The sequence below is a fragment of the Acinetobacter sp. AC1-2 genome (assembly GCF_016124155.1).
In the GTDB taxonomy this organism is placed as follows: domain Bacteria; phylum Pseudomonadota; class Gammaproteobacteria; order Pseudomonadales; family Moraxellaceae; genus Acinetobacter; species Acinetobacter calcoaceticus.
The window spans coordinates 68690-93289 of the sequence record NZ_JABFFO010000003.1 but is presented as its reverse complement, the minus strand read 5'-3'; the positions used below and the strand labels follow the sequence as shown (position 1 = coordinate 93289).

The 24600-nt window shown below is 37.0% G+C and carries 29 protein-coding genes and 1 tRNA gene; 18 read left to right on the top strand and 12 right to left on the bottom strand.

All coding sequences use genetic code 11. The features are described 5' to 3' along the window. The first annotated feature begins 178 nt into the window (after positions 1 to 178). From HL290_RS12400 to HL290_RS12390, 3 genes are all read left to right on the top strand, one after another. Entirely contained in the window at positions 179 to 922 is a 744-nt protein-coding gene (locus tag HL290_RS12400; RefSeq protein WP_198496620.1) for a hypothetical protein, read from the top strand. A gap of 46 nt (positions 923 to 968) precedes the next feature. Next, positions 969 to 1166 (top strand): hypothetical protein, encoded by a 198-nt coding sequence (locus HL290_RS12395; RefSeq protein ID WP_003653948.1) that lies wholly within the window; start codon positions 969 to 971, stop codon positions 1164 to 1166. Positions 1167 to 1235: 69 nt separating this feature from the next. Further along, the gene (locus HL290_RS12390; protein ID WP_035358264.1) at positions 1236 to 1628 is read left to right on the top strand and encodes a hypothetical protein; all 393 of its coding nucleotides are present in this window, start codon (positions 1236 to 1238) and stop codon (positions 1626 to 1628) included. Positions 1629 to 1674: 46 nt separating this feature from the next. Here the strand turns inward: HL290_RS12390 and HL290_RS12385 are convergent, their stop codons facing one another. The 3 genes from HL290_RS12385 to HL290_RS12375 form a co-directional block, all read right to left on the bottom strand. Further along, positions 1675 to 2676 carry an aldo/keto reductase gene (locus HL290_RS12385; RefSeq protein ID WP_198496619.1) on the bottom strand — a complete coding sequence of 334 codons (1002 nt, stop codon included), beginning with the start codon at positions 2674 to 2676 and terminating at the stop codon, positions 1675 to 1677. Between the two features lie 111 nt (positions 2677 to 2787). Next, complete coding sequence (locus HL290_RS12380) at positions 2788 to 3690, bottom strand: helix-turn-helix domain-containing protein (RefSeq protein WP_198496618.1); 903 nt, start codon at positions 3688 to 3690, stop codon at positions 2788 to 2790. A gap of 123 nt (positions 3691 to 3813) precedes the next feature. Next, entirely contained in the window at positions 3814 to 4617 is an 804-nt protein-coding gene (locus HL290_RS12375) for a GNAT family N-acetyltransferase (RefSeq protein ID WP_198496617.1), read from the bottom strand. Positions 4618 to 5309: 692 nt separating this feature from the next. Between HL290_RS12375 and HL290_RS12370 the strand changes: the two genes are divergently transcribed. From HL290_RS12370 to HL290_RS12360, 3 genes are all read left to right on the top strand, one after another. Then, positions 5310 to 5858, top strand: a complete 549-nt coding sequence (locus tag HL290_RS12370; RefSeq protein WP_198496616.1) for a TetR/AcrR family transcriptional regulator — start codon at positions 5310 to 5312, stop codon at positions 5856 to 5858. 144 nt (positions 5859 to 6002) lie between these two features. Beyond that, the gene (locus HL290_RS12365) at positions 6003 to 7355 is read left to right on the top strand and encodes an AAA family ATPase (RefSeq protein ID WP_198496615.1); all 1353 of its coding nucleotides are present in this window, start codon (positions 6003 to 6005) and stop codon (positions 7353 to 7355) included. Further along, positions 7352 to 8236 (top strand): hypothetical protein, encoded by an 885-nt coding sequence (locus HL290_RS12360; protein ID WP_198496614.1) that lies wholly within the window; start codon positions 7352 to 7354, stop codon positions 8234 to 8236. The genes HL290_RS12365 and HL290_RS12360 overlap by 4 nt, the downstream gene beginning before the upstream one ends. Before the next feature lie 101 nt (positions 8237 to 8337). On the opposite strand, the gene HL290_RS12355 is transcribed toward HL290_RS12360, so the two are convergent. Continuing rightward, positions 8338 to 8556 carry a DUF6500 family protein gene (locus HL290_RS12355; RefSeq protein ID WP_198496613.1) on the bottom strand — a complete coding sequence of 73 codons (219 nt, stop codon included), beginning with the start codon at positions 8554 to 8556 and terminating at the stop codon, positions 8338 to 8340. Between the two features lie 27 nt (positions 8557 to 8583). Continuing rightward, the gene (locus HL290_RS12350; protein WP_004639833.1) at positions 8584 to 8919 is read right to left on the bottom strand and encodes a winged helix-turn-helix transcriptional regulator; all 336 of its coding nucleotides are present in this window, start codon (positions 8917 to 8919) and stop codon (positions 8584 to 8586) included. A gap of 116 nt (positions 8920 to 9035) precedes the next feature. Between HL290_RS12350 and HL290_RS12345 the strand changes: the two genes are divergently transcribed. The 3 genes from HL290_RS12345 to HL290_RS12335 all read left to right on the top strand — a co-directional run bounded on the left by HL290_RS12345 (position 9036) and on the right by HL290_RS12335 (position 11866). Further along, entirely contained in the window at positions 9036 to 9593 is a 558-nt protein-coding gene (locus HL290_RS12345) for an NAD(P)H-dependent oxidoreductase (RefSeq protein WP_198496612.1), read from the top strand. A gap of 736 nt (positions 9594 to 10329) precedes the next feature. Next, entirely contained in the window at positions 10330 to 11271 is a 942-nt protein-coding gene (locus HL290_RS12340) for a hypothetical protein (RefSeq protein ID WP_198496611.1), read from the top strand. Positions 11272 to 11524: 253 nt separating this feature from the next. After that, positions 11525 to 11866, top strand: a complete 342-nt coding sequence (locus HL290_RS12335) for a DHCW motif cupin fold protein (protein WP_001017478.1) — start codon at positions 11525 to 11527, stop codon at positions 11864 to 11866. A gap of 60 nt (positions 11867 to 11926) precedes the next feature. Here HL290_RS12335 and elbB read toward each other — a convergent pair whose 3' ends face one another. The 3 genes from elbB to HL290_RS12320 all read right to left on the bottom strand — a co-directional run bounded on the left by elbB (position 11927) and on the right by HL290_RS12320 (position 13717). Continuing rightward, complete coding sequence (gene elbB, locus HL290_RS12330) at positions 11927 to 12589, bottom strand: isoprenoid biosynthesis glyoxalase ElbB (RefSeq protein WP_198496610.1); 663 nt, start codon at positions 12587 to 12589, stop codon at positions 11927 to 11929. An 89-nt stretch (positions 12590 to 12678) separates the two neighbouring features. Then, positions 12679 to 13491 (bottom strand): helix-turn-helix transcriptional regulator, encoded by an 813-nt coding sequence (locus HL290_RS12325; RefSeq protein WP_198496609.1) that lies wholly within the window; start codon positions 13489 to 13491, stop codon positions 12679 to 12681. Between the two features lie 136 nt (positions 13492 to 13627). Next, positions 13628 to 13717, bottom strand: a tRNA-Ser gene (locus HL290_RS12320). A gap of 118 nt (positions 13718 to 13835) precedes the next feature. Here HL290_RS12320 and HL290_RS12315 point away from each other — a divergent pair. Beyond that, the gene (locus HL290_RS12315) at positions 13836 to 15713 is read left to right on the top strand and encodes a potassium transporter Kup (RefSeq protein ID WP_198496608.1); all 1878 of its coding nucleotides are present in this window, start codon (positions 13836 to 13838) and stop codon (positions 15711 to 15713) included. Between the two features lie 56 nt (positions 15714 to 15769). Here the strand turns inward: HL290_RS12315 and HL290_RS12310 are convergent, their stop codons facing one another. Beyond that, complete coding sequence (locus HL290_RS12310; protein WP_198496607.1) at positions 15770 to 16210, bottom strand: hypothetical protein; 441 nt, start codon at positions 16208 to 16210, stop codon at positions 15770 to 15772. Positions 16211 to 16465: 255 nt separating this feature from the next. On the opposite strand from HL290_RS12310, the gene HL290_RS12305 reads away from it, so the two are divergent. The 3 genes from HL290_RS12305 (at position 16466) to HL290_RS12295 (ending at position 18530) form a co-directional block, all read left to right on the top strand. Beyond that, entirely contained in the window at positions 16466 to 17545 is a 1080-nt protein-coding gene (locus tag HL290_RS12305) for a DNA/RNA non-specific endonuclease (protein ID WP_198496606.1), read from the top strand. 97 nt (positions 17546 to 17642) lie between these two features. Beyond that, complete coding sequence (locus HL290_RS12300) at positions 17643 to 18242, top strand: LysE family translocator (RefSeq protein WP_003653914.1); 600 nt, start codon at positions 17643 to 17645, stop codon at positions 18240 to 18242. 45 nt (positions 18243 to 18287) lie between these two features. Beyond that, positions 18288 to 18530, top strand: coding sequence for a hypothetical protein (locus tag HL290_RS12295; protein WP_003653912.1), 243 nt, complete (start codon positions 18288 to 18290; stop codon positions 18528 to 18530). Positions 18531 to 18779: 249 nt separating this feature from the next. On the opposite strand, the gene aqpZ is transcribed toward HL290_RS12295, so the two are convergent. After that, positions 18780 to 19469 carry an aquaporin Z gene (aqpZ, locus tag HL290_RS12290; protein WP_004639814.1) on the bottom strand — a complete coding sequence of 230 codons (690 nt, stop codon included), beginning with the start codon at positions 19467 to 19469 and terminating at the stop codon, positions 18780 to 18782. A gap of 132 nt (positions 19470 to 19601) precedes the next feature. Beyond that, positions 19602 to 20606, bottom strand: a complete 1005-nt coding sequence (locus HL290_RS12285; protein WP_198496605.1) for an AraC family transcriptional regulator — start codon at positions 20604 to 20606, stop codon at positions 19602 to 19604. Positions 20607 to 20715: 109 nt separating this feature from the next. On the opposite strand from HL290_RS12285, the gene HL290_RS12280 reads away from it, so the two are divergent. After that, positions 20716 to 21354, top strand: a complete 639-nt coding sequence (locus tag HL290_RS12280) for a hypothetical protein (protein ID WP_005038189.1) — start codon at positions 20716 to 20718, stop codon at positions 21352 to 21354. A gap of 40 nt (positions 21355 to 21394) precedes the next feature. Here the strand turns inward: HL290_RS12280 and hisF are convergent, their stop codons facing one another. Continuing rightward, positions 21395 to 22153 (bottom strand): imidazole glycerol phosphate synthase subunit HisF, encoded by a 759-nt coding sequence (gene hisF, locus HL290_RS12275; RefSeq protein ID WP_005038191.1) that lies wholly within the window; start codon positions 22151 to 22153, stop codon positions 21395 to 21397. A gap of 112 nt (positions 22154 to 22265) precedes the next feature. Between hisF and HL290_RS12270 the strand changes: the two genes are divergently transcribed. From HL290_RS12270 to HL290_RS12255, 4 genes are read left to right on the top strand one after another with little or no spacing between them, the layout of a single operon-like run. After that, positions 22266 to 23216, top strand: a complete 951-nt coding sequence (locus HL290_RS12270; RefSeq protein ID WP_198496604.1) for a homoserine kinase — start codon at positions 22266 to 22268, stop codon at positions 23214 to 23216. Between the two features lie 9 nt (positions 23217 to 23225). Then, positions 23226 to 23855 (top strand): DUF1294 domain-containing protein, encoded by a 630-nt coding sequence (locus HL290_RS12265; protein WP_198496603.1) that lies wholly within the window; start codon positions 23226 to 23228, stop codon positions 23853 to 23855. 36 nt (positions 23856 to 23891) lie between these two features. Then, positions 23892 to 24284, top strand: a complete 393-nt coding sequence (locus tag HL290_RS12260) for a DUF4870 family protein (RefSeq protein ID WP_198496602.1) — start codon at positions 23892 to 23894, stop codon at positions 24282 to 24284. A gap of 3 nt (positions 24285 to 24287) precedes the next feature. Further along, positions 24288 to 24593, top strand: coding sequence for an antibiotic biosynthesis monooxygenase family protein (locus tag HL290_RS12255; protein WP_045433515.1), 306 nt, complete (start codon positions 24288 to 24290; stop codon positions 24591 to 24593). Positions 24594 to 24600: the final 7 nt, after the last annotated feature.

The window sequence follows — 24600 nt, the reverse complement described above, 5'->3', positions numbered from 1 at the left end:
AAACTCTAAAAATCAAAAGGCTTGGACTTAAATGTTCAGGCCTTTTTATATGCATTGATAAATGAATCATGGACATACATTTTAATAAGCCATTCTAATGGACTTTTGTTGCAGAGAATTGTGATTTGTCGAACTAGCTCATATTATATAATTAGTTAATTATTAAAGAATTTTAAAAATGATTAAATCTATTATTTCAGGTTGCGCGGTTCTGATACTTTCGGCTTTGTCGGTTACTCATGCAGAATTTTCTTTTGCACAAGAGCTACAACAAAGCTGTAATAAAGTGAAGCAATACGCGAGCTTAGGTAAGAAAAACTACGACCAAAAACAATATAAAAAAGCACTAGAAAATTTTCAGAATCAAGCCTCTTGGACTGCGTTTTGTAAAGCCAATGCAGATGAAACCACGGTTAAATTTACCGATCGAGATATTGAAGTTGCCAACAATAATGTGGGCTTAGCCTATGCCAAACTGGGTCAGCCACTTTGGGCAAGATCGTGGTTTATGCTTGATGAAAAATCAAAATCTAGCCAATTTAACCTTAAGCAATTACCTGCACCTAAAGCGTCAAATGACTTGTCTGGTGAATATGTCCGTTACTCAGGTTTTGGCGAATGGGACCACATCACGGTAAGCCGTGAGAAGGGGCAATATGCAATCAGCTATGCTGGCTTATATATGGGCCTTAGAAGCTTAATTTACGGTCCGAACATGGGTGAGTTTGGCACCACAATGCCGAGCAATAAAAAGCAAATCGTCTATAAAGATCAAGACTGCCGCATTCAGCTCGATTTTAAAACCAATGCGAAATTAGGAAACTTCATTCAGGTCAAACAAAACGAGGGTAACTCGGGTTGTGGCTTTGGACACAACGTGTATGCAGATGGAACTTATTTAAAAGTTGAGTCTGGAAAATAGTAAATTTCTTACTATTCTTTTCTAAGATTTAAAAAAGGAAACTTGGATGTTAAGTTCGGCAAATATTGGCCATGGCATTATGATGGGCTTTGTAATGCTTGCTAGTATCTTGATAATTATAATTGCAGTAATTGTTGGGCTATACGGTAAAAAACGTAAAAATAAGTCTGAGACAGACAATATAACCTTTATCATTCTTTTATGTATTGGTGTAGCTGGTTTGCTCTATTCATATATGGGATAGCTATATGGATATGTTGAAATAAACCAAAAATATTAATGTGTTAGAGCTAATCAAGTTTCAGGGAATTAAATAATGAATATATTTGCACGGTTGCTATTACTTTCTACGATTGCGATTTCATCTCAAATTTATGCAGAGCCAACGAGCGTATGTAAAGAGGTGAAATTTCAGCAAGCCGATCAGGCTTGGGGTGGACACTATTATTTAAATGGTGTGATGGAAGTTGGTTCAGAACTTTTACTTCAGCCAGACGGTAAGTTTAAATGGATGCTAGCTTATGGTGCTTTAGATCAATATGCCGAAGGGACATGGTGGAAAAATGGCAACTGTATTGGTTTAAAACCAGACTCTAAATTCAAAAAGAATTTAAGTATATTTCCTGAAAGCCTGACGATTTCTGAAAAATCGTTAGACGTAACTTGGAACGATGGACGCCAGCAGGGCAGTTATAGCAAAGACTAAATAAAAAAGTCCGACACTAAGTCGGACTTTTTTTATAGGTCATATTTTAATGGTTGACCGCAGCAAGTTGCTCAGCGTTATAGCGTGCGCCCATGTTTGGGTATCTCGTAATAATTGCATCGATTTCTGCCAAATCTGCTGTTGTTAAATCAAGGTCTACAGCGCCAGCATTTTCCACAAGTCGCTCGATTTTACGCGTACCCGGAATTGGAATAATGTCTTCACCTTGCGCTAAAATCCAAGCCAAAGCCAGTTGAGCCGCTGTTGCGTTTTTGCTTTGAGCAAATTCGCTAAATGCTTGCGCCAAACTTTGGTTATTTTTCCAGTTATCGCCCTGATAACGCGGTAACTGGCGACGGAAATCGTTTTCTTCTAGGTTGCCGACATCGAGCGTGTTGGTAATTAAACCACGCGATAACGGTGAATACGGCACAAGGCTAATGCCTAACTCACGAATGGTTTGCAAATGGGTTTGCTCAAACTCACGTGTGAGTAGCGAATATTCATGTTGAACTGCTGCAATCGGGTGAATCGCATGCGCTTTACGAATGGTTTCAGCCGACGCTTCACTGAGTCCTAAATAGCGAACTTTACCTTGTTGGACCAAGTCAGCCATTGCGCCAATCGTGTCTTCAACTGGAATATTCGGGTCAATGCGGTGCGCATAATACAGATCAATTACGTCTGTATTTAGGCGTTTTAAACTATTTTCGACCGCAACTTTAATCCACTCTGGAGAGCCGTCGATATAAGACTCTAATGAGTTTTGTGGATTGAGGTTATCTTCTTTATAGCGGAAGCCAAATTTGGTCGCCAAGAATACTTTGTCACGGTGTTTTTCTAAAACTTTTGAGAGCAAAACTTCGTTTGCGCCGTTGCCGTACATATCGGCGGTATCCCAAAAGTTAATGCCGAGGTCTAAGGCTTTTTCTAGGGTTGCAATGCTTTGTGTGTCGTCTGAGGCACCATAGGCAAAGCTCATTCCCATGCAACCTAAACCAAGTGCTGATACTTTTTCGCCTGTTTGTCCTAAAGTTCTATATTTCATTTTTCACACTCTTTTTGCAAAATCACTTGAGTAGAAAAACTATAAAATGCTTTGGCTCAAACTGACGTATAACATTCAAACCAATAATTATAAAATTCAAACAATCTGTATTTAGGCTACACAGTCTTCACGGAACTTTTTAGGTGAAAAACCCGTATTTTTCTTAAAGAAGTTGGTGAAATACGCTGAATATTCAAAGCCTAAGCTATAGGCAATTTCAGAAATATTCCAACTGGTGTGTTGTAGCAGCGCTTTGGCTTCTTGCGTAATGCGCGAACTAATATGCTCAGACGTGGTTTTGCCTGTGGCTTCTTTTACAGCTCGGTTTAAATGGTTCACATGCACCGACAAGCCATAGGCATAGTCATTTGCAGTTTTGAGTTTAAGCTGGAAATGGGGCGAGTCGATGGGGAACTGACGCTCTAATAACTCAAAGAATAAATGGCAAATCCGAACCGCAGCATTGCTATGTTTTTCAAACTGTTGGGTCGGTTGCATTTTCATGGCTTCATGCACAATCAGGTGCAAATAGTTTCTTAAAACGTTGTATTTATGAATGTAGTCTGAACTTATTTCAGTCATCATCTTTTTGAAAATAAATGAAATTTCTTCAACTTGTTGATCATTTAAAAAATATAGTGGATCGCCGTCGACTTTAAACAGCGGTGAGTCTTTTAAAAAGCTTTGTCTTGATTCTTGGTTTACAAACTCTTCGGTAAATAGACAAAACCAGCCTGCCTGTTCGGGCGAATTAATTTCCCATGCATAGGGAACCATTGGGTTTGAAAACAGTAAAGCAGGGCGATCTACCCGAATCCAGCGGTTGGCATAGTGGAGGTCGCCTGTGCCTAAAACCAGTGAAATTTTATAATAATCGCGGCGGCTATAAGGCGTGAGAAACGAGCAGGCATCGCGTTGGAACACGTTAAAATGTCCAAACGAAGTCGATGGAACCGAGTAATCGCTATCTCTGGTTAAAGAAAAGCGGCGATAAAAATCATGTATGGTTTCCATGTCTTTGCCTGCATGCATTATTAATTTATTTAAAGTTATAAAATTCAAACTTTATTTACTGTAGCTTTTATTTATAGCGCGATCAATCAGTACATTTAAGCAGTTTTGAAAATGAATGATTTTTTATAAATACTCTGGGTAGGCAATGTAAGAAGACTCTACGCATTCGAAGCCTATTTGGCGGTAAAGAGTAACCGCTGGGGTGTTATCGATGTCGACAATTAAGTGGGCAATCCGTCCAGTTGCAACAATCCGATTGACCGCGAATTGTAAGATACGCTCGGCAAAACCTTTTCGGCGATAAGCAGGGAAGGTGTATGTGCCACCAATAGAAATGAGCCGATCAGTTTCTATCCCTAAACGCACAATTGAAACGATTTGATCGTCTGTTTCAAGCACAATAATCTTTTCTTGCTGAATCAGAGATTCCCAATCAGGTGTTTCATTCACTGAGCGCTCATCATTATATTGATGTTGATATTCGCGGAGACGAGCAATATCAGAAAGTTCAGCCAAGCGGCCTTGAGCTTGAGAAAATTGGCGTGAGCAAATCATGATCCATTGATCATATTCTCGTAAAAGGCGTCCTTTTTGTTTTATCTCGGCATGCAATAAATCACGTCCAATTGCGGTGGTTACAATCCGACGCGGTTGAAGCTCTAAAATTGAAGTGCAGAGCGATGCCCCAGATGAAGATGTCTTTGATGGAACCCAGAAGCAGGTTCCCCCAGTAACGATGACCGCGACTCCTAAAAGTTGCTTGGAGTTCTGTGGGTGATATAACCGTAAGAGTTGCCATTCGGCATCGATAACCTGCGTTTGATCAAGAAAGGCCAGAGCCCCAATAGAATAATAAAACCGTTCATCAAGCCATTGAAAGATAAGTTGGTATTCTTCTGAACTAGTGGGAGGTCCCTTTATTATCATTATTAATTACTCACTTAAATGATGAACTCAATAATAATTCACTATCCTACATTTTTATTATTATCATGATATCGTTAAATTTAAATTGAATGACTGTTTAGCTTAAATATCTAATTGAATAAACAACAATAATTATTTAACCAATTTCTATTCAACCTTACATTGACACTCAAAAATGCGCGGATTATCCTTTGCCTGCTGGCCTACATTGCCAGTCGGTTTTAGCAGACCGTCTACAAAAGGCGCACAACAATGCTGTTTTGGTTTTTGTGCGTTCTCTTAAGTCACGCCTTTATGGTGAGGCTAGGAGGGACACCTTCGGGTGTGCTGGTTTCCTTTTGTACCAGTCTGCTAACCCTTCTAGTCTTGCCACCATTATTTAGCAGTAATTGGTAAGACTCTTCTAAATCAAAAGGAGTCCGCTATGCGTACTATTTCATCTCTCTCGTTGGCAACCTTTGCCAAAATCTTTACGTCTATATCGCACTGGTCTTTAAAACGGTTTAACCGACTTTAGGTTTTAAGCCATAGGTCATTACGACTAAAAAATTACAGCAACAATAAAACCCGAGATAGGCGAGCACACCATTTTTGTGTCATTTTCGCATGCCTGTTTTTAGCGCTCAATTTAAGAGTGACGGCATTTCTATCTCTTTCACATACAACAAAAAATTATTTTAAACGGTATAAAAATGCCAAATTTGGAAGCTTCATTTAGAGCATTAAGCGTGCTCCACGCAGCAAAAGATTTATTTAATCAAAATGGGTTTTACATCGGGATAGATCGAATTATTGAGGAAGCCAAAATCCCCAAAGCCACTTTTTATAACTATTTTCACTCCAAAGAAAGGCTCATTCAGATGAGCTTAACTTTTCAAATAGATGCATTGAAACATGAGGTGTCTTCAATTATTCATTCGTACCGCGAACTCATGGCATTCGATAAACTCAAGAAAATTTACCTTTTACATGTGAACTTAGATGGCTTTTATCGTTTGCCATTTAAAGCTATTTTTGAAATTGAAAAGATCTATCCAGCAGCTTATAAACTCGTTATTGACTATCGAAACTGGTTCATTAAAGAAATTCATAAACTGCTTTTAACTGTAAAAGCGACTGCTACAGTTGAAGACGCGCACATGTTTTTATTTGTTATTGATGGCGCGATGGTTCAGCTTTTGGGGGCGGATAGCACCGATGAAAGGGATGCATTACTCGACTATTTTTTAAGTCGGGTTTGATGGGGAAAGGCCTGACGAGAGTTGGGCTTTTAGAAATTTTTTTAATTATTTCTTTAAAATAGGAGTGATTTATAGAATTCTTTTATGTAAATTGTAATAATATGATTTAACAACACTATAATTTTATATCAGGGGTAATATCTTTTGAAAATTAAAAAACTTTATATTGATGGAATGTTTGGTGATTTTACTTATAACTTAAATTTTGAAGATATAAAAGATAATGTAATTATATTAACAGCTCCTAATGGGTATGGTAAGTCAACTATTTTAAAAATAATTGATGATTTTTTTAATATGAAATTTGATGATCTATTTGATGAAAGTTTTGATCTTTTTAAAATAGAGTTTGATGATCAAACAGTCACCGTAGTTAAAGAAAATAATTTATTGGTTATATATTATGGTTTAGGTAAGGTTGTTGAAATAAATAAAAATATATTTAGAGATAATAAGAAAAAGTTTAATAATATTCTAAAAAATGAACTTTCATACATGAAGAAAGTTAAAAATAATTTATGGATTGATACTCGGGATGATGAGGTTATTACTACTTGTGAAATGTTGGAGAGATATAATTATATTTTTCCAGAAGAGATAGTAAATGTAAAGTTAGATGATGACTTATTACAGCTTTTAGAGCGAGATGTTTTTTTTGTAGATGCTGATAGACTAAATAATATTAATGTTAATGAAAACAATCAAGAATACAGTGCAATAAATAAATTATCTAAAAGTATTAGACAGCTCATGGTTGATGTTAAGGAAAAACAATATGCTATTTCTATGGATCAGAGTTCTAATTTTCCAGAAAAAGTTATGTCATTATTAAGTGAAGATATAGATATTGATGTTACTAAAACTATTAATAAAATTGTTAAAATTACGAGATTTGATCGGGAATATAATGAAAATGAGATTTTTGGAAATTTAAATTTAAATCCTAATATAATTGGGAAACTTAGAAATGAACAAATATATGATAATAAAGCATTTTTAATGGTTTTAAGTTCATATTTAGATGATATTATTCAGAGAATCGATACTTGCGCTGAACTTGCTGAAAGAATCAATCTTTTTAAAGAATCCGTAAATTCTTTATTACAGTTTAAAAATATTGATATCCATCCTATTTTTGGATTAATTGTTGAAAAGAAAAAAGATAAAGATAGAGTTCAGGATGAAAAAGAAATTGTTAATAAGAAAAAAATTAAAAGCTTTAATAATGGTGATTTTAGTATTAACTTGCTTTCTTCAGGTGAAAAACACTTAATAATATTATTGGGAGACTTGATTTTTAATACTAAATATGGATCTGTTGTATTAATAGATGAACCCGAAATATCTTTACATGCAGCATGGCAAAAAAAACTTCTCGGCCTAATTGAGAAAATTTCTAAAATAAATAACTTCAATGTTTTAATCGCTACACATTCTTTTACTTTGATTAATGGGAATTGGGATAATACAATTGAATTAGCAGAGTTGATAAAATGACTAATAATACATTGAAAGATATAGCTGAGGAACAAAAAACATTTTTAGATGAAGCTTTTGGTGTTTTTAGATCAAAAACATATGATAAGTTTATATTTGTTGAAGGTATATGTGATAAAAAGTTTCTTAAGAAAAAGGGTTTTGTAGAGGAAGATTATTTTTATTTAGGAATGTGTGGGAAAAGTATGGTTATTTCTAGTCATTTTTATTTTAAAAATATTTATCCTTATAATAAAATTGATAAAATAGCTTTTATAATTGATAACGATTATGATCATATCACTAATAGTCTTAGATTTGATGATAGTTTATTTATTCATTCTGTATGTAAGAGTACGAAAAATCATTATCTAAATGATTTAGAGAGTTATCTTGTTAATTCATCAGCTTTAGTACAGTGGTTGGATGAGGTTGGTGGACTGACACTGCAACAAGTAAATACAATGAAAGATGAAGTTGAGCGTGAGAGTAGAAGAATCGGTAAATATAGGGCAGCCAATGAATTATTGAAAAGAATAAAGAATTTGCCTGAACAGTCGACAATTCTTTTTAAGTTTGATATTGATGATTTTTTTGATCATAGAAACTTTCTTTTTTTAGAGAGAGATTTTGAAAGTAGAGTCAAATTCAGTTCGACCTATAAAAATTTAGTTGATGAACTATTTATTTTAAGTAATAGTATTGATTATGAATGTAGTGAAAAGTGGAGATTATCTCGAGGCCATGATGTAACAGAACTGATAAGTATCTATCTACATACTAAATTTGGGATTAATTTATCTTCTAAAGAGATTGAGCAGTATTTAAGATTAACTATAGATACTAGTGAATTAAATAGTTATCACATGTATAAGGATTTAAAAGATTTTTTTGAAATATAAGCCTTTAAAATCGAGTTAATATAGTTTAATTGTATTCAATCTTTTCATAAATTATATGAAATTAAAGACTATCCTCTTTCTGATAGTCTTCCACTCTAATTTTAGCTTTCACTCAAAACCAACTGTTTAATCTTCACAGCTTTTTCGAAGTGATCTAGCTTATGCAGCATAATCCACCAATGCGCTGCTTCCATTAGTAACTCAGGGTTATCGTTCTTATTTTTAAAAAAAGCATAAAAAGATAGACCGACATTGTCTCCCTTCTTTTCAATTTTATCGTCGCATCCCTTAATAAAAATTTCTCTTAATTCATTTCTCATATTTAGTATCACTTCAAGTCTATAAAACTAAGACGGCTTATTGCGCTCGCCCCAATCACACATCATATCTAATAAAGGAATCAAAGACTGTCCTCTTTCTGAAAGCCGATACTCAACTTTTGGCGGAATTTGAGGATATTCCTTACGATGAATCAGTCCATCTCTTTCTAATTCTTTGAGTGTATTGCTGAGCGTTCTAAAAGAAATATTGCCAATACAGCGTTGCAGCTCATTAAAACGCATGACGGTTTTTCCATAAAGCCAATACATAATAATCATTTTATATTTGCCGTTAATCAAAGAAAGGGTGTAGCCAAAACCCGTATCTTCTAATGGCGTATACGTTGGAATGCAGTCATCCATTTTTAAAATCCATACTATCTTTTGGTATAGTATATAACATAAATTACCGTACTTATATTTAGGAAAGCACACTTCTATAATCGATTTATCTACTTTTCGATAAGCGTGTTTTCATAATGAAAAAGACATTAGTCATTGTTACCCATCCTCACATAGACCAGTCTGTTGTAAATAAAAGATGGATTGAGGAACTAGAAAAACATCCCGATCAATTTACGATTCACCAAATTTATCAAGCTTATCCAGACGGGGTGATTGATGTCGCAAAAGAACAAGCGCTTGTAGAAGAACACGAAAATTTAGTATTTCAATTTCCAGTGTATTGGTTTAACTGTCCGCCGCTTTTGAAACAATGGTTAGATGAAGTTTTGGCGTATGGATGGGCTTACGGTTCAGAAGGCGACAAGCTCAAAAATAAAAAGTTTATGCTAGCTTTGTCTGCTGGTGGGCAAGAACAAGTTTATTCAGAAAGCGGTGAGTATCAAATTTCTTTAGACAAGATTTTTGTTCCATTTGAGCTAACAGCTTTATATGTTGGGGCAATCTATCAACCACTTCATGCATTTTATGGTTTAGACACAAACCCTTCAGAGGACGATGATGTTCCGACTCACCAAGACATAGACAATAATGCAATGCAGTATGTTCAGAAACTATTAGAGTTGTCTAAGTAAGTTTAGAGATGGGAAGGCCTAAGCGTGAGGGTTTGGGTCTTTTTATAGAGGATAGATTGAAGAATTTAATTACTGAACTTTGCTTTATTCTAGTTGTTATTAGGAATAAATATGCATCAAAAAATACTGATTTAAAGCCAAATATAGCATATTATTTTAATTAAATAATTCTTACCTTTTAATCACATGATATCACAGCTACTTTCCGATAGAAGGTCACTAAATTGGCTTATTTATACTGTTGGTGTTGCTTTAATTCCTATATTTTTTAGGTTTTTAACATGGTTGCTTACGATAAGCACCCAAATAACACCAGTTTCTACAGGTGATATTCTACTTTTTTCTTTAATTATTCATTTATCTATTATTAATGAAATTAGCCACATTAAAAATGAAAACCATTTGAGATGGAGGGATAGTAATATTGGTTTTTCAACACTATGGATTGTTTTTCTGACATTCATGTTGACCTTATCTTTTTTATCAGAAGCAAGACCAGATTTTGTAAAAGTATCTGTACTTTTATGGTGTTGTATTATTTTAGCAATTGCCAATTTAATCATTGGATGCAAGGTGTATTATAATCTTTCAACATTGGATAAAGTAGGAGAAAATATATGAATTATTTCATAATTTTAGCTACTGTAACTATGGTTTTATTTGGACTTTACTTCGCCTTTAAATCTTTTGATAATAGACGTAACAAATATTACCAAGATTACTTAAGGCGAAAACGTTGAAATTAAGAAACTTTATCTATTTAGATACCCAGAAGCTATACTCCATTTATTCTCAATTATTTAACGGATTTACAGAATCATTTATTTCTGAAAGTTCAAATATTGAAACTAAAGGGGAGAACCAAAAGGGTCCCTTAGGTAGTGGACATAGTCTGAATGACCTGTTGGAAGTTGCTTCTAAATCTGTCGAGAAAAAATTTTTACATGATCAAGCATATTCAAAATTAGAGAACTACTTAGAAGAAGAACTACTTTTACAAGAAGTAATATCAAACTCTACTGAAGTGACGGTAGATTTATTAGAGGGAAAACCTTTTGTTAAAATTAAGGCATTAGTTAGATTTGATAATTATGAAAAGATAAAAAACTTTTTTAGAGATTTTAATAAAATTGGTCTAGCAATTTCTTCTCTTTCACATTTCGAAAAGGTTAAGGGTTTAGTAGCGACTTTAGAAGAGGAAAAATCCTTATTAAGAGATAAAGGTAAAATTAGAGAAATCGAACAGAAGATTAATAATTTAAAAGATTTTAAGGAGATTGCTAAGAGTACAGGGCTTCAGCAAGATTCTGCTTTTTTAGAGCAATTAACTACAATAATGCAATTTGGTTATGATAATGAATTTGCTTTAAGTCAGGAAATCGATTCTAAAGTGTTTACTACTTATTTAAATAGAGAATTTTTAAGAGAGTCACCTGAATTAATTGTAAGAAAATATCATCAAGCATCTTTTAAAGAAATAGTAGTTATAGGTTCTATTAGTCAAAATGGCTTAATAGAAAATCAATATCAGCATAATGAAAAAGCAGATTTTGCTAATATGAGAGAAGCATTAGATAATCTTTTAGGAATGTATGTTGGTGTTGAAAAATCTATTACAGGATTGATGCGTAATGAAATAGTAATAGATCCTATAGCCGCGTACTTTGAATTAAATTAATATGTAGATGGTCATTAAGAATCTTGTTATTTAATTGAAAACTTATAATTTTTTAGTGATTTTTTTTGTGATTAGATTAAAAATGTAAGTTAAATATAACATAAGGCAATAAAAAAGACCTAAATCAAAATGATTTAGGTCTTTAAAAGACAAAAATATTTATCTTATCTTTCTGATTATTTTTACTAAACTGTTTGCAAAAATCAAATTTGTCTATAAGTTGAAAATACAATAATACGTCTTTGGAAAAATTATGAATATCGCGCCTTTTCCATTTCAAATTACAAACTGGGAAGAAATTGAAGTCACTGAATATAGCGGTGAAACTGGAAAAGCTTATTGGAAAACTCAATTTTTTGGTGAAGAAGGAAATAAAATAAGGGTAAGACTTGTTGAGTACTCGGCTAATTATTTAGCAGACCATTGGTGTGAAAAAGGGCACATATTATTTTGCTTAGAAGGCGAACTAGAAAGTAGATTGAAAGACGGTCGAACATTTACTTTAACTTCAGGAATGAGTTATCAGGTAGGGGATAATTCAGAACCACATCAGTCTTTTAGCTTGAATGGTGCGAAGTTACTTATAGTTGATTAGATTCATACAAAGAACACAATAAAATAGAGGGATAGCGATCTCTATCCCTCATAAAAAATCTTAATTTGCTAAAGTTGTCATCGCCTCAACCAGGCTTGTAATCCCTGTATAGATATCCTTTAAGCAAGCTTGATCATCCATATATGCAGGCGTAGTAACAAATAAGTTTTGTTTATCTACTACGATCTCTGAAGTTTGGCATACATGATGAATCGCACCAGTTTTTTCAATTTCCTTAGCAATGTTGGTGTCAGAGCCTAAAGTGATATTTGGGTGTAAGTTTCCAAAAGTCAGTGCCAATAGTGCAGGGGATATGCAAATTGCCCCGATCGGTTTCTTACTTTGATGAAACGCTTTTAGAATTGAAGCCACTGTAGAATGTACGCTTGCTTCTGCTCCTTTAAAGGCAAAAGTTGATAAATTTTTTGCGACGCCAAACCCACCGGGAATAATAAGTCCATCAAATTCATTTTCATCAAGTTTATTGAGTGTGGAAATTTTACCTCGGGCAATTCGTCCCGCTTCTTGTAAAATATTTCTGTTCTCACCTTCGCTTATTTCTCCACTCACATGGTCGATGACATGAAACAAAGGCTCATCAGGTGCAAAAATTTGATATTCAATATTTGCTGTGTCTAAAGCCAAGAGGGTTAAAACAGATTCTCTAATTTCAGAACCATCTAAATAACCACAACCCGATAAAATCACCGCTACTCTTTTCATCTGCTTTCTTAAGAACCTTTTTTAGTGTGCAAAAGATCTTAAGTTTTCTTCTTAAATTTTTTTATACGCAGATTTGCCATAATTTCGCCTTAATTAAGCATTTTGGTTTTGCGTAGTTCACGAGGGGTAATACCAAATAAATTTTTAAATTGTTCTGTAAATCTAGATTGAGACTGATAGCCACACTCAAATGCAATATTTCCAACGCTGTTATTGGTGGTTTGAATTAAGTGTAATCCATGCCCCAGCCTTACTCTATTACGAATGTCTTGAATACTGTTTCCCTCACTTTTCAGCTTTCTTCTTAACGTCGATGAACTCATGAAAAGTTGGGAAGCAATAAATTCAGCTGTGAGTTCTGTAGATAAATGATCAGAAATTAATGCCTGAACTTTTTCACTCAAGCTTGTAGTCATATTCAGGCTAGAGATATCGGTATAACCAGAATGATAAATAAGCTCTAAAAGCTCTCTTCTTCTAAATTTAAAAACAGAAGACGGGGCAATGAGAGAAAAATCTATAAATTGAGAAAGGGCATTTTCGAGTAAGGCGTTGAGTTGGCCTTGTACAAACTTTTTAGGAGTTCCTGAAGAGGTAGGGAGGTCTTTAAAGTCATCAATGTCGAACTCGATGAGGAGCGCGAAATATTCTTCTTGATTTGGAATATTGCGCATATCAATGCTGGCACTATTTGATAAAAATATAAAAGAACCAGTTCCACATACAATGTTTTCAGTTCTGCCTAACTCTTTAACACCACTTAAAATAGCGATGAGTAAAGGTTTCGTAATCGGAACATTTCTAATTTTTTGTTCTTTATAAGCTGAATAAATTGAAAAGGGTAAATTTAAATTGTTATGGGAGTGAATTGCTTTCTTAGCTAAAGAAGTGAGATTTTTCATTGAGTTGAAATATTTAATTTAATCTGGGGCTTAAATAAGATGAGAAAATTATCGGCTTTTTCTGACAGTTTTTTAATATTTTGGCTAATAAAAAAGCTTAAACCCATTAGGTTTAAGCCTCTTTAAATTTCAATTCTGGCGGTGAGAGAGGGATTCGAACCCTCGATACGCGCAAACGTATACACACTTTCCAGGCGTGCTCCTTAAGCCACTCGGACACCTCACCAAGGCGTGCGATAGTAACTAAAAAATCTTGTTCTGCCAAGATTTAAGATGAGCTTTACAGAAAAAAAATAATAGAGGTGATAAGATTGCGATAAAAATCATGTTGGTTTAATTACACAATGCAAAATACGGCCAAAAAAGCAACCTTGCCTGCCACGGCTTTGGCAGCTCTTGGGGTGGTCTTTGGAGATATTGGAACAAGTCCACTCTACGCCTTAAAAGAGTCCTTCCATGCAGCGCATGGGTTGGGAATTAAGCCTGAAAACGTATTAGGAATTTTATCCATTATTTTTTGGTGCTTAATGCTGATCATCAGTATTAAGTATGTCGCCATCGTCATGCGTGCAGACAACAATGGCGAAGGCGGAATCATGGCCTTACTCGCATTGAACTTACGTAAAGCCAAAATTGCCGATAACAAAAAAATCTACATGATTGCCATTGGCTTTATTGGTGCATCGCTGTTTTTTGGTGACGGTATTATTACCCCAGCCATTTCGGTACTCTCGGCAGTCGAAGGTTTGTCTATTGCAACCGATGTGTTTGACCCATTCATCATGCCAATTGCGATTACCATTATCATCGCGTTGTTTTTAGTACAAAAGCACGGTACGGCCTTTGTCGGTAAGTTTTTTGGCCCGATTACGATGGTGTGGTTCTTATCTTTAGGAATGTTAGGTCTTCACAGTGTCATTCAAACCCCTGTGGTGTTAGGCATGTTTAGTCCACATTGGGCGATTCAGTTTATTTACCACCAACCCCTAATGACCTTTTTCGTTATGGGTGCTGTAGTCTTAACAGTTACTGGTGGTGAAGCGCTTTATGCCGATATGGGACATTTTGGACCAGTTCCGATTCGTCTAGCATGGTTCTTTGTGGTGTTGCCATGCTTGGTTTTAAATTACGCAGGACAGGGTGCATTGTTGCTCAGAGATCCAGCGGCGATTCAAAACCCGTTCTATTTATTGGTGCCACAGTGGGCACTTTACCCAATGATTATTATGGCGACCATGGCAACCGTAATTGCCTCTCAAGCCGTAATTTCTGGGGTGTTTTCACTTGCACGTCAAGCGATTCAATTGGGTTATTTACCACGTTTAAGTATTAAACATACCTCTGAATCTGAAGAAGGCCAGATTTATGTTCCTTTCTTAAACTGGTTACTTTTAATCGCAATTATTATCTTAATTTTGATTTTCAAAACCAGCTCAAACTTGGCAAGTGCTTATGGTCTCGCTGTAACCTTGACGATGCTGTGTGACACGATTTTGGTTGCTGTGTTCATCTATTCAGCTTGGAAGTGGAGCATGCCAAAAGTGCTACTCCTCATTATTCCATTCTTTGTTTTAGAGTCTGTATTGGTGGGTGCAACTTCACTTAAAATCTTGTCGGGCGGTTGGGTGCCATTACTGATTGGTGCGATTGCTGTGACTATCTTAATGACATGGAAACGTGGTCGTGAGCTCACTTTTGCCAAGCTCGAACACGATACGTTATCGTTAGATTTGTTTGTGAAAAGTATTGGTAATAGCGTGCACTGGGTTCCGGGTGATGCCGTCTTTATGACAGGTACACCGAACGTTGTACCACATGCCATGCTGCATAACATCAAGCACAATAAAGTGCTGCATCAGCGCAATATCTTGGTCACTGTAGTGATTGAAGATGTACCCTTTGTCGAACCAGAAGATCGTATTTCAACAGAAACTTTAGCTGAACACTTCTTCCGTATTAAGATTTTCTACGGCTTTAAAGATGAAATGAATGTACCAAAAGCACTCATGCAAGCTTACGAGCAGTTAGGTCTTGAATATGACTTAATGCATATCAGCTTCTTTATTTCCCGTGATCGTATTGTTCATTCGGTGGGCGACGGTATGTCTCCATGGAGAGAGAAACTGTTTATCTCTATGCAGCGTAATACCAGTCCGGTGAGTGATTTCTATCAAATTCCAACCAACCGTGTGGTTGAGTTAGGTAGTCAAATCGAGATATAAAATATTGATGTAATAAAAAAACCAAGACAAATGTCTTGGTTTTTTTATGGCTCTGATTATTGAGCTTGAACAGGTGCATCTGCTGGCAAAGCACCATCTTTTGCCATTGGGTCTGCCGACTGAGTTGGATCTGCCGCAGGTGGTACAGCATTCGGATCTTGTGGCGCTGGAGACGCTTGGTTTGGTGCAGGAGGGATTGCATCAGTTGGCGCTGCTGGTGGTGCCATTTCACCGCCTGCTGGAGGAGCTGGTGGAACATCTGCCGGAATAGGAGCACCAGTAGGAGCAGCATTTGTTGGTGCAGCAGAAACTTGCTGTACTTGTCCGCTATTAACTAAATCACTAATAGAACCAGGCTGGCCATTTACCGTTGTAGTAACTTTCACTTTAGACAAACTCTCTAAAGTTTCTCCTGGCTGGACTGCTGGTTCAGCCAAAGCGGCCATACTACACAATCCCGTGATTACGCCAATACCAATAATCTTTGAATGGATCATTCAATGGACTCCGTTTATATTTTTATCCAAATTTGTGGAGCTAACCATGTCATAAGCAATCAGTGCTTTTCAACGAAAGATACGCAATTGACGTAATTCAATAGCCAAAGCCTCTCAGAATCCCAACAAATTGTTACGTATAGCAGAGTAGAGTTACAAAAAATATGACCATGTTTTAACCATTTGAAAGATAAGAGATATACTTAAAAAAGCAGGATTGTTAAGCTGCGGGTGGACAGTGGTATTGATATAAACATGGCAACTAAAAAACGTAGTAAGGGTACAAACCAATTTTCGATAAGTGGACATTTCGGCAAGATTATTCTTGCTTGTATTGCGGCTGGAAGCTTTGCAATTGCTTTTGGTAGTGAAAAGATTTCACAGTGGTTTTCGCCTTTAAGTACTAACTCGACTTGTTTAAATCAGTTCTATCGTGAAGTTCCTCCTGCTTTAAATAAAGAAAGTTTAAAAAAAGACAGTTATCCGCTGTGCTTTAACGGCTTTAGCGTTTTGTATTCAGGCATCTCTAAAACGCCGTTATGGTCGGCTGAGCATTTAAATGCAGAACGTTTGAGTGTCAAAATTAAGCGTGAAGATAACTTTCATGAAGAAACTCGTGTTGATCAAAGGCATCGGGCACTGTTAAGCGACTATCGTGGTTCAGGCTATGACCGTGGGCATATGGCACCGAATGGCGATATGCCAAATAAGAGTTCACAGTCCGATAGCTTTTCGTTAAGTAATATGGTGCCGCAAGCCCCTAAAAATAACCAAGAAGTCTGGCGTAAACTTGAAGAAGCCACACGTGCTATTGCGACCAAGCAAAAACAAGATGTATATGTTGTTACCGGCCCTGTTTTTGAGGGCAAACGCCTTAAAACCATTGGGCAAGGTGTAATTGTTCCAACCGCAGTTTATAAAGCGGTATATATGCCAAAAACTGGCGCTATTGGGGCTTACTACGCACCCAACAATAACTCTCTACAAGTGAAAGTGGTGAGTGTTTGCTACCTTGAAGAACGCTTAGGCGTTAACCTGTTTCCACAGTTAACTGAGCAGCAAAAGCGTAATGTCTATCGTCTACCTTTAACAGCAACGTCGGTTAAGCCAAATCAGAAGTTAGACTATTTACATTGGGATGGTGAGAGCCAATGTGAGCAGGACTTAAACGCTGATCAAATTAAAGCGTTACAAGACCAGTTTAAAAAGCAAAAAAGTGGCTCCTCAGAACCAATGGAAGCAAAAGTTCCAAGTATTGATGAAGAAACACGCCAAGCCATTGTGAAACAACTGGTGGAAGCCTTGGTGAACTATTTCTTGCAAATATTGAAGTAAGCAATTTTATAGTAGTTATTGCATTGTCTTAAATTCATAAAATAAAATGAGTATACAGATCTGTATACTCATTTTATTTTTAATAAGGACAATAACAATGTTTGCCTCGATGTTTCTTTTTTCATTTGCAATGTCTATTACCCCCGGTCCCGTAAATACCGTAATTTTATCGACCAGTTTAAATCATGGTTTAAAAAGATCGCTTCCCTATATTTCAGGCGCCACCATTGGTTTTACCTTACTTTTGATTTTTATGGCATTTGGGCTTCAGAGTTTATTAACTCAGTTTCCGATCGTATTAAAAATCCTTGCAGTTTGTGGAACGCTATTTGTTTGTTATATCGGTATAAAAATTATTCTTTCTGCTGCCAAAATTTCCATTTCAAGTGCTCCTGTAGAACAGATGATTATTCCCAATTTTAAAGATGGTTTCTTGTTACAGTGGCTTAATCCGAAAGCATGGTTGGCTTGTGTGTCGGGTATAACGATGTTTACAAGCATTGAAAATCCGCAGTCGTTGCCGATCTTTATCATTATTTATTTCTTTACCTGCTATGCATGTTTGTTCTTTTGGGGACTATGTGGCGATAAATTTTCGGTGGTGCTTAACCATGGCAACCGTTTGAAATATTTTAATATCTTGATGGGAGCATTTCTAATTTTATCGGCACTTTTAATTTTGATTGATTTTTTTTAAATTGGTCGTATTACACTGTCAAGATATAACAACGAGACAACACCTATGTTTAAGCCATTTGAAAAGGGTACAGAGTCTTCTTCGATTGAAGATTTAACATTAGAAAATGATGTCGATTGCGTCAGCATTTATGGCAACTTGCAAATCACTAAAGACAAAGTCGGGTTAGAACAAGCCAAAGCTTTACAGAGCTTTTTAAACGATGTGGTTGCGGCTTTGGAAAAAGAAGAATTGCCTGAGAAAATTGAACGTCCAGCTGAAAAAGAAATTAATAATCCGTTTTTATAAATGATTTATCAGTGGAATTGGATCTGACCAAGTTGTCTACGATTTTGAACGATGCGTGAAATCTGATTCGTGATAAAGCCATTCACAACCTGCCCATTTTAAGATCAGAATTGTTACTGTGTGGGATCAGATACATGATCCCAGAGAACAGGTTTTGTGAATGGCAATGGTTTTGGTTACTTTTGCCGAAACAAAAGTAATGAGAATTAGCTGATTACTTTCGATTTTACGAAGTTGAACTCCGTCGTGTTAATCCTTATCCCCAGCAACTACCTTATAAATAATCGCACCCAGCACAGCACCCAAAATCGGCGCCACCCAGAACAACCACAATTGACTTAAAGCAGCAGTTTCAGCAAAGAACGCCACACCTGTACTACGTGCAGGGTTCACAGAAGTGTTCGTGACTGGAATGCTGATTAAGTGAATAAGCGTTAAGCCTAAACCAATCGCAATAGGGGCGAAGCCAGCAGGTGCGCGGCGGTCAGTTGCGCCTAAAATAATGATTAAGAAGAAAGCTGTAAGTACCACTTCAATAATAAAAGCAGAACCTAAGCCAAACTTGTTTGGTGATAAATCACCGAAACCATTTGAAGCAAAACCACCAACACCGCTAAAGCCAGCTTGGCCTTGAGCAATAATGTAAAGAACAAATGCAGCAGCAGTGGCACCAACCACTTGAGCAACAATATAGGGAATGAGATCTTTAACATCGAAGCGGCCGCCGACCCAAAGGCCAACACTTACCGCGGGATTAAAATGTCCACCTGAGATATGCCCTAGAGCATAGGCACCTGTGAGTACGGTTAAACCAAAGGCAAGGGCTACACCTGCAAAGCCAATACCAAGTTCAGGGAAAGCTGCGGCTAATACTGCGCTACCACAACCACCAAAGACTAGCCAAAACGTACCTAGAAATTCAGCAAAATATTTATTCATTTTGATTACTCATTTATTTAATCTATTTTAATTAATGTGAATTACGTCACATAAATTTGAAGCATGTGACTATATGAAATTTTTGTTTTCAGTGTTGTTTTAATCAAGAAAAGATTTGTAAGTTTTGGTTGGTTATTCTTTGTCTAAAAATTGATCTCGCCATTGTTGCGGTGTTTGATCGGTCCAATGCTTAAAAGCTCTTTGAAAAGCACTTTGTTCTGAATAACAAAGCAAAAGAGCAATCTCTTGTAAGCTTAAATGCGGATCTTTTAAATATTCAGTCGCAAGCATAAACCGCACTTGCTGAACGCGTTCCTGAAATGTGGTGTTTTGTTGTTGTAAGTGACGTTGGAGCTGTCGAACAGAAAGGCCTAGCTGAGCTGCAATATATTCAATTTGATATTGATCCTTTTGTAGCCCAGTCAAAATTGAGTGCTGTAAGCGTTGATCAAGTTGTGTCGAATTCGGTAATTGCTCTAAAAGTGCTTGTGCTTGCTGAACCAGTAATTGTTGCAGGGTGTGGTCGGCACTGCTAAGTGGTTTATTAATTTCAGTAATTGGAATGAGTAATTGGGTACGGGGCTGATTAAAACGAACCGGACATTGAAAGTATTGTTCATAAACCCTGATGTTTTTAGGTGGGGCATTTAAAAAATGTACTTCATGCAAATGTACATCTTGGTGAGACATAAAAAGGCGTAAAAATTGAATAACTAGAGCAATGGCAATTTCATCGGTAAGTTGGGTAGGGTGCAACTCTGTAGCTTCCCAGCGAATAGAAGCATATTGCCCATATAGCTCAACCACTAACGGACTTCCGTCATAAATTAGGCGGTGAAAGTCATGATAACGAATTAAAGCTTCGCCTAAGTTATCGCAAGAGAGTGCAAGGTAGGCAATAATTCCTAAGTGTTTGGGTTGTACATATTTGGCAATTTCTAGACCTAAACCCGGCTTGGGGGCTAGTTTATAAATCACTTCTAATAGGTCGCGCCAAACCACATAGTCAAAGCGTTCCAGATTTTGAATTTGTTCTAATTGCTCTGGTACTGCTAACTGATTGGCTTCACAGTAAGCTTTTAGTAGGTGTCCGAGTCCTCCATAGACCGAACCTGTATAATTTTTTAGTTGTGGCATCCCTGACCACCTCTTTCTTGTCGTGATTTGTCAATGAAACCATAAATTCTGGTCAATACATAGCATATCGAATTTTATATTCTGAATAAAAAGAAAAAGGAGTAAAGCGATGTTAAAAGGGTTTATTGCTGGAATTGCGGTTGCCAACGCATTTGAATGGGTAGCTCATAAATATATTTTGCATGGGGTACATCGTGCTGGACAACCGAGATATAGCCCTGTGCCAAAAAGCATGGAGTCACATTGGGCACATCATCGTGAAGTACGCAAACAGCAATTTCATGATGATTGTTATGTGGAAGGTGTTGGAAATTGGCGGACTAAAAATGAGTTAATTTCACTAGCAGTGGTGGCAACTGTTTCAAGCGCAATTTTCTATCCATTTTCAAAAGGCATGGCGCTTGCCGCGTGGTACAGCGCAGGAAATTATTATTATATTCATCGCCGTGCACATCTGGAGCCTGAATGGGCAAAGCGTAAAATTCCATGGCATTACGACCACCACATGAACTCTAATCAAGATGCCAATTGGTGTGTGACTAAGCCTTGGTTTGACTATGTGATGGGAACACGTGTGGTGTCTTCGGCAGATTTAAAAGAACAAAATCCTTTGGGCATATGGTTACCCACAGTAATTGCTAAACCTTTATCTCAAGCTGTAGAAAAAATCTTTCCTGCAAAATGGGTCGAGAAAAAAGAAAAGCCTAAACTCATCGGTGATCTGAATGTTGTAGACGGTGCTGCATAAAAAATAAAGGGGCATATCGCCCCTTTAAATATCAATAAACTTACAAGCGCATTTCAATGCCTTGTTCAGCTAAATATTGTTTAGCTTCTGGAATGGTATATTGCCCAAAGTGGAAAATACTTGCTGCCAATACTGCATCGGCGCCACCTTGTAAAATACCATCAGCAAGATGTTGTAAGTTACCTACACCGCCTGAAGCAATCGTTGGAACGGTAACGCGGTCATTAATAGCACGCATTAAAGCAATATCGTAACCTGCTTTAGTACCGTCGGCATCCATACTGGTAATGAGTAACTCACCCGCACCGAAGTCAGCCATTTTTACGGCCCATTCAATCGCATCGATACCGGTTGGTTTGCGGCCACCGTGGGTAAAAATTTCCCATTTGTTGTCGCCAGTTTTTTTAGCATCAATTGCAACCACAATACATTGCGCGCCAAAGTGCTGTGAAGCTTCTTGAACAAATTCAGGATTAAATACGGCTGCTGAGTTAATACTCACTTTATCCGCACCTGCATTTAATAACGAACGAATATCTTCAACTTTACGTACACCACCACCGACAGTTAATGGCACAAATACAGTCTCGGCCATACGTTCAACAGTACGGTAAGTGGTATCGCGTCCATGATGTGTAGCGGTAATGTCTAAGAAAGTAATTTCATCTGCACCTTGTTCGTTATAGCGACGTGCCACTTCAACAGGGTCGCCAGCATCACGAATATCGAGGAATTGAACGCCTTTAACTACGCGTCCGTTATCAACGTCTAGGCAAGGAATAATACGTTTAGCAAGCATAGCTTTTTCCAAAAATAATCGCCGTTGGTGAAAGTTCCTACACAGGCGCTACACCTTCATGAAGGGAAGAGGTATTCTATCAAACTTCACAGATGTTTTTTGCAGGTTTTCCATGTCGGTTTATACCCCGTTGAGTTTAGATGAAGTTCGCACCTTTGCTGCACCTTATGGATTAGAGGTGTTGGAGCTGAACCCAATTCAGGGAGGTATTCAAAACACCAATTATTTTCTGGTTGATGTAAACCGCAAACAATATGTATTGACTGTATTTGAAGAGTTAGATGCTCAAGGGGCGGGTGAACTGATTCCTGTTCTTGAACAATTGGGAACACACGATGTACCCGTTGCTGTGCCGTTAAAACATAGCGGACAAGCGGTTCATGTTATTGCAGAAAAACCTGCACAAATTGCTCCACGTCTTATGGGTCACCATCCCATGCAAACCACAGTCGCACAAGTTGCCGCAATTGCAGATGCACAGGCGAAACTACATGTTGCTTTACAAGATTTTCCGCTTGAGCGTGAATATCGACGTGATCATCAATATTGGACAGGCGTTGCAGAACAGCTTAAACCAAGCATGACGCAAGATGACCAAAATTTACTTGAACAGGTCTATCAAGCTTTTAATACTAAAACAGCGCAGTATTCAAATCGACCAACAGGTTTTATTCATTCAGATTTGTTCCGAGACAATACGTTGTTTGAAGGCGAGCAATTACAAGGTATTTTAGATTTTTACGAGCTCAATCAAGATGAATTACTGTTTGATATTGCGATTACCATCAATGATTTTTGTACCGAATATCCAGCAGCGCATTTAAACTCAGAGAAAGTAGCAGCTTACTTAGAGGCATATCAAAAAGTTCGTGCGCTTACTTCAGATGAACTTGAATGTTTAGATGTATTCTTAGCAATGGCGGCGTGCCGTTTTTGGTCGATGCGTTTGCAAGTTGCTCAAAAAAATAAAGAAGAAGGACGTACAGGCGACGACATTTTGCAAAAAGATCCGCTAGAAATGCGAGCAATGATGCAAGATCGTTTAAGCCATGTAAAAGGATAAGGAATAAAGATGCGAGATCAGGGGCGATTAGTCGAATGGTTCGACGAAAAAGGTTATGGCTTTATTCAGCCAGATGATGCTGAAAAAGAGCGAGTCTTTTTGCATATCAAAGATTTTGCACGCCCTGGTCCTCGGCCAATTATTGGCTGTGCACTGGAATATCTGGTTATCCTTGATGAACGTGGTCGCTTTCGTGCCCAACAGGTAACCTACCTAAAAGCATCTCAAACTCGTAAAGCTCCAAAGCCAGCAAAAGCAGAATCTTCTTTTCAAGCTAAACCATGGTCTGCCATGCAAATGGGGATCGTATTTTATTTTGTTTTAATGGGCATTATGAGCTTTATGCATACTTTGCCAGCTTACACCTTGTTGTTTGTTTTAATGATGAATGTGCTGAGTTATTGGCTCTATTCACAAGACAAAGAAGCAGCACAATTGGGTAATCGCCGTGTGCCTGAACAAACATTGCATATTGTCAGCTTTTTAGGGGGCTGGCCTGCTGCATGGTGGGCACAACAAAAACTGAGACATAAAACACAAAAACAACCCTTTCGTAAGATTTATTTTTGTACCATATTCCTTCATTTACTTTTGATTTTGTGGCTAATTTCTCCCTTAAATGTGTTGCGGGGCTCATAAAAGTAAATCGTTTTATTAAACTCGAGAGGTATAAAAATGAATAGTTCTATCGACCAAGATTCAAATCGTACTTTAACGCTTATTTTATATGTACTTTATATTGTTGCCATTTTTACAGGCGGCTTACTTGCGGTTATTGCTCTAATTATTAACTACGTGAAACGTTCTGATGTACAAGGTTCAATTTTTGAGAGCCACTTTACATGGCAAATCAGAACATTCTGGTGGTATCTAGCTTGGAATATTATCGCCTTTTTGCCATTTATTTTCTTGTTCTTTACGGGTGAAAATCCTGATCTGTTTGCAGGTGTTGCAGTCTCATCTACTGTATTCTGTGTAGGCGTAATTACTGCTGCGTGGATTTGGATTGTATATCGTGCAATTCGTGGATTGATTGCTTTAAATGATAATCGCCCGATGTATCAATAAACCATGATTATTGAACATGTGCATTTGAGCATAAAGGCTGGGCAAAGTGAGGCGTTTCTTGCGGCATTTGAGCAGGCCAAACATATTGTCTATCCAATGGAAGGCTTTAATGCTGTCCAGCTGATTAGACATGCAACTGACCCACATCATTATATTTTAATGATTTTTTGGGATGAGATTGAAAATCATACCGAAGGGTTTAGAAAGTCTGAGGCTTATCAGGAATGGAAGGCATTGCTCCATCCATTTTATGATCCAATGCCGACAGTTGAGTATTATCAACCCTGCATATTATTGAAGAAAAAATAATAGATAA

Bases quoted from the DNA above. Each gene is read 5' to 3' on its own strand.
- HL290_RS12400 (WP_198496620.1), top strand. From the start codon at position 179: ATGATTAAATCTATTATTTCAGGTTGCGCGGTTCTGATACTTTCGGCT.
- HL290_RS12395 (WP_003653948.1), top strand. From the start codon at position 969: ATGTTAAGTTCGGCAAATATTGGCCATGGCATTATGATGGGCTTTGTA.
- HL290_RS12385 (WP_198496619.1), bottom strand. From the start codon at position 2,676: ATGAAATATAGAACTTTAGGACAAACAGGCGAAAAAGTATCAGCACTT.
- HL290_RS12380 (WP_198496618.1), bottom strand. From the start codon at position 3,690: ATGGAAACCATACATGATTTTTATCGCCGCTTTTCTTTAACCAGAGAT.
- HL290_RS12375 (WP_198496617.1), bottom strand. From the start codon at position 4,617: ATGATAATAAAGGGACCTCCCACTAGTTCAGAAGAATACCAACTTATC.
- HL290_RS12370 (WP_198496616.1), top strand. From the start codon at position 5,310: ATGCCAAATTTGGAAGCTTCATTTAGAGCATTAAGCGTGCTCCACGCA.
- HL290_RS12360 (WP_198496614.1), top strand. From the start codon at position 7,352: ATGACTAATAATACATTGAAAGATATAGCTGAGGAACAAAAAACATTT.
- HL290_RS12355 (WP_198496613.1), bottom strand. From the start codon at position 8,556: ATGAGAAATGAATTAAGAGAAATTTTTATTAAGGGATGCGACGATAAA.
- HL290_RS12350 (WP_004639833.1), bottom strand. From the start codon at position 8,919: ATGGATGACTGCATTCCAACGTATACGCCATTAGAAGATACGGGTTTT.
- HL290_RS12345 (WP_198496612.1), top strand. From the start codon at position 9,036: ATGAAAAAGACATTAGTCATTGTTACCCATCCTCACATAGACCAGTCT.
- HL290_RS12335 (WP_001017478.1), top strand. From the start codon at position 11,525: ATGAATATCGCGCCTTTTCCATTTCAAATTACAAACTGGGAAGAAATT.
- elbB (WP_198496610.1), bottom strand. From the start codon at position 12,589: ATGAAAAGAGTAGCGGTGATTTTATCGGGTTGTGGTTATTTAGATGGT.
- HL290_RS12325 (WP_198496609.1), bottom strand. From the start codon at position 13,491: ATGAAAAATCTCACTTCTTTAGCTAAGAAAGCAATTCACTCCCATAAC.
- HL290_RS12315 (WP_198496608.1), top strand. From the start codon at position 13,836: ATGCAAAATACGGCCAAAAAAGCAACCTTGCCTGCCACGGCTTTGGCA.
- HL290_RS12310 (WP_198496607.1), bottom strand. From the start codon at position 16,210: ATGATCCATTCAAAGATTATTGGTATTGGCGTAATCACGGGATTGTGT.
- HL290_RS12305 (WP_198496606.1), top strand. From the start codon at position 16,466: ATGGCAACTAAAAAACGTAGTAAGGGTACAAACCAATTTTCGATAAGT.
- HL290_RS12300 (WP_003653914.1), top strand. From the start codon at position 17,643: ATGTTTGCCTCGATGTTTCTTTTTTCATTTGCAATGTCTATTACCCCC.
- HL290_RS12295 (WP_003653912.1), top strand. From the start codon at position 18,288: ATGTTTAAGCCATTTGAAAAGGGTACAGAGTCTTCTTCGATTGAAGAT.
- aqpZ (WP_004639814.1), bottom strand. From the start codon at position 19,469: ATGAATAAATATTTTGCTGAATTTCTAGGTACGTTTTGGCTAGTCTTT.
- HL290_RS12285 (WP_198496605.1), bottom strand. From the start codon at position 20,606: ATGCCACAACTAAAAAATTATACAGGTTCGGTCTATGGAGGACTCGGA.
- HL290_RS12280 (WP_005038189.1), top strand. From the start codon at position 20,716: ATGTTAAAAGGGTTTATTGCTGGAATTGCGGTTGCCAACGCATTTGAA.
- hisF (WP_005038191.1), bottom strand. From the start codon at position 22,153: ATGCTTGCTAAACGTATTATTCCTTGCCTAGACGTTGATAACGGACGC.
- HL290_RS12270 (WP_198496604.1), top strand. From the start codon at position 22,266: ATGTCGGTTTATACCCCGTTGAGTTTAGATGAAGTTCGCACCTTTGCT.
- HL290_RS12265 (WP_198496603.1), top strand. From the start codon at position 23,226: ATGCGAGATCAGGGGCGATTAGTCGAATGGTTCGACGAAAAAGGTTAT.
- HL290_RS12260 (WP_198496602.1), top strand. From the start codon at position 23,892: ATGAATAGTTCTATCGACCAAGATTCAAATCGTACTTTAACGCTTATT.
- HL290_RS12255 (WP_045433515.1), top strand. From the start codon at position 24,288: ATGATTATTGAACATGTGCATTTGAGCATAAAGGCTGGGCAAAGTGAG.